The sequence below is a fragment of the Tateyamaria pelophila genome (assembly GCF_019966495.1).
Lineage (GTDB): Bacteria > Pseudomonadota > Alphaproteobacteria > Rhodobacterales > Rhodobacteraceae > Tateyamaria > Tateyamaria pelophila.
Genome location: NZ_JAIMIA010000242.1, coordinates 1 through 3,197, shown reverse-complemented (window position 1 = coordinate 3,197; position 3,197 = coordinate 1). Strand labels below are relative to the sequence as shown.

Annotated in this window: 2 protein-coding genes and 1 pseudogene; 2 read left to right on the top strand and 1 reads right to left on the bottom strand. The window is 56.9% G+C overall.

Annotated features, from left to right (window positions below; genetic code table 11):
• The first annotated feature begins 104 nt into the window (after window positions 1-104).
• Together LC354_RS27080 and LC354_RS27075 are read left to right on the top strand one after the other, a co-directional pair.
• Complete coding sequence (locus LC354_RS27080) at window positions 105-683, top strand: helix-turn-helix transcriptional regulator (protein ID WP_399204450.1); 579 nt, start codon at window positions 105-107, stop codon at window positions 681-683.
• Between the two features lie 61 nt (window positions 684-744).
• Entirely contained in the window at window positions 745-2,106 is a 1,362-nt protein-coding gene (locus tag LC354_RS27075) for a lytic murein transglycosylase (protein WP_399204448.1), read from the top strand.
• 515 nt (window positions 2,107-2,621) lie between these two features.
• Here LC354_RS27075 and LC354_RS27070 read toward each other — a convergent pair.
• Window positions 2,622-2,998: pseudogene (locus LC354_RS27070) on the bottom strand (IS5/IS1182 family transposase); the annotation flags it as partial.
• Window positions 2,999-3,197 lie beyond the last annotated feature (199 nt).

The following is a 3,197-nucleotide window of genomic DNA, read 5'->3' as shown; positions in this document are numbered from 1 at the left end:
ACAATACATGAACATGGCCGATTATCAAGCCTTGAAGGACAACATCATGTGCTCCCGGATCAAACGGGATAAGCCTTTATCGCGATATTGATGAATTGCGCGGTTTGGGCGCGGTCATCGATGGCGAGGCGGGGTTTGGATTTACCCTGATCGAAGACGCGTCCTTGCCACCCCTGGGTTTCGAGAATGATGAGTTGGAGGCTTTGGTCCTCGGCTTGCGGGATGTGGCGGTGATCGCGGATCCGGCATTGGCCAAGGCCGCCAAATCTGCTTTGGCTAAAATTCAGGCCCGCGTCCCTCCTGCGCAGGCGCATCGGTTGAAACACGCCGTGCTGGACGCGCGCCGCTACTGGCGTCCGGACCCGCCACGCATTGATGTCGCACGCATGCGTCAGGCCGCCTGGGACGAGGTCAGCGTGCGGTTCGCCTATCAGGATGCCAAAGGGGATCAGACGGAGCGCGCGGTGAAACCGTTGGGCATCGTTTATATGGAAAACACCAATGTTTTGTTGGCCTGGTGCCATTTGCGACAGGATTTTCGCGTGTTCCGATTGGACCGGATGGATGATCTGATTGTTACCGCAGACAGCTTTCGGCCGCATCGTGTATCGCTGTTGCGCGATCACCTTGATCGCATTCGCTGCGAAGTAGAGGCGGCGAAGGATCGCTCTTTGCCGGATTGAAAGCTTTATTGGTTCGCGAAATGGCGCTAGTCTGATCGAAATGCGGCAAAAAAACGCAACGATGAGGCAAAAAATGTGGTGTGATTTCAGGTTAGCGGCTGCGAGTGCCGCGGTTCTTTGTGTACAATTTTGGGATGCAACGGCGTTTGCGCAGAACTCGCGCCCGATTCTGCGACCGGATCGTGATGTAACCGCCGTGGTGCAACCCGTGCAGTTGGCAGGCTTTGTCGCGGGCGCGAAGCTGCGTCCGCAAATGCGCCCCATGAACGTATCGACCTCACCGACAACGGAGCAGACTGCCGGAGACGTCGGGTTCCAACGCTGGATCAGGAATTTCAGGTCACGCGCCTTGGCGCAGGGGATCAGTCCCGACACCTTCGATCGCGCCTTTCAGGGGGTGCGCTATGATGCGGACGTTATCAAGCGCGACAGTAACCAATCGGAGTTCTCCAAGCCAATATGGCAGTATCTGGACAGTGCCGCCTCTGACACGCGGGTGTCCAATGGCCGGGCAGCTTTGCGCGGCAATGCCGCTGTCCTGGAGGCGATCGAGTCGCGGTACGGCGTCGAGAAAGAGGTTGTGGTGGCCATATGGGGCCTGGAAAGCGCCTATGGCTCGTATAAGGGCAGCAACGATGTGGTCCGAAGCCTGGCCACCTTGTCCTATGACGGACGGCGCGGGCCGTTTTTCGAAAGCCAACTGGTCGCGGCGCTGAAGATCTTGCAGAACGGTGATACCGCGCCGCGCGACATGACCGGATCCTGGGCGGGAGCGATGGGGCACACGCAGTTTATTCCGACATCCTATCTTGAATATGCCGTTGATTTCACCGGTGATGGAAAGCGCAATATCTGGTCGGAGGATCCGACGGATGCGCTGGCCTCTACTGCGGCGTATCTTGCACAGTTTGGCTGGGTTAAAGGTCAACCCTGGGGTGTTGAAGTCACGTTACCGCGCGAGTTCAACTATGCCCTTGCGGACCGCAAGGTCACGAAAAGCCCGGCCGAATGGGCGCGATTGGGTGTGGTTGGCGTAAATGGTGCGGCAGTACCGAACTTTGGCGCGGCTTCCGTCTTGTTGCCAGCGGGGAGCGAAGGCGTTGCCTTCATGATCTTCAAGAATTTTTCGGTGATCGAACGGTATAACGCTGCAGATGCCTACGTCATCGGCGTTGGGCATCTGAGTGACAGGATCGCGGGTGGAGCCGGGTTCAAGGCCGCCTGGCCGCGCGATGATCGGGCGCTGACCCGTGCAGAGCGCGAGGAAATGCAGCGTCGTCTGACGGCAAAGGGCTTCAGCACCTACGGCGTCGATGGCAAGGTTGGCCCGAAAACTATTCAGGCGGTCCGGTCTTACCAGTTGGCCGAGGGACTGACGCCGGACGGCTACGCGTCGTTGAACCTGTTGAAACGGTTGCGTTGAAACAACGGAGGCGCTGGCGCGCGATACGATATTCAGGGGGCTCCACCCTCGGCGCGCAGCACCTCCCAGGGGATAATTTTGGCCAAGAGAAGTGACGAGATGTGTCAGGCGACACGGTGGGCGATGAGAGCGCTCTTTGTTGTGCCGTCAACGATGTGCGACGTAATCGCCTGCACATAAGTAGGTACGATCGTTTACATCGCCAGGATAATGAACGGCAGCAGGATGGGCGCGTAAAAAACGACGTGCAGAACGGCAGCAAAACAAGGATGAGCAGCAAGTTTGCGTGTCGCATGGGCAGGTTGACCAAGAGCCCTGCAATCAAGCAGCCCAGCCGGATGTAGAACGCCGTGATCGTCGGTGACATGGTCAGTCTCCTCGCAAGAGGCGTCGGTAAAATCTGTGAAGATATCAGCGAAGGTAGGCAATGAGCCGAGTTTGCGGAAAAACAGTGTGTTGCAAGTGCAGAAAGTGGTTCTCGAAAGAGTGGCAGAGCACCTTTTCGATCAGGTGTTTTTTGATGGGCATGCCTGGCAGGTGTGTTTGAGGGCCTGATATCTGGCGACACCTATGCCAGTCGGGCCACGGTTTGGATGGGAATAGTTCTGACGGAACTGCTTGTGCATTCTCCTTCGGGGCAGATGTATTGGTTGTTCTCGGCACCCTACTCGAAGTCGGCGCGGGACCATGTGCCGTTTGTCCGTCCAGCCTTGTCGATGACGGGGATGTGGGGCGCGACCTTAAACTTTACCATCCAGTCCAGCGTCACGCCTGAGGCGTAGACTATATCGGCGATCAAGCGTTCGGGATGCAGATCAAACTGGTCTGTGACACGGTACAGGATGGTCTTTGTCGATCCGGTTTCAGCTTGCCGGATTGAGTGCGTACTGTCGTTCAGATCAAGACTATAGAACCGGTGGTATGCCAGATTAAAAAAGACCACTTCACAGAAGCCGTCGTTCAGACCGAATACCAAAGTAATATCCGACCAGAAGCATACGGATCAGTAGTTCAGGTACTGTAACCTGACGTCTGGAAATTTAGTTGGAGATTGCGCTGAGAGCCCCTGCCGAGGCGTGCCCCGGCAGAGG

Excerpts from the sequence above, each read along its gene's own strand:
- LC354_RS27075 (WP_399204448.1), top strand. The coding sequence starts at position 745 with ATGAGGCAAAAAATGTGGTGTGATTTCAGGTTAGCGGCTGCGAGTGCC.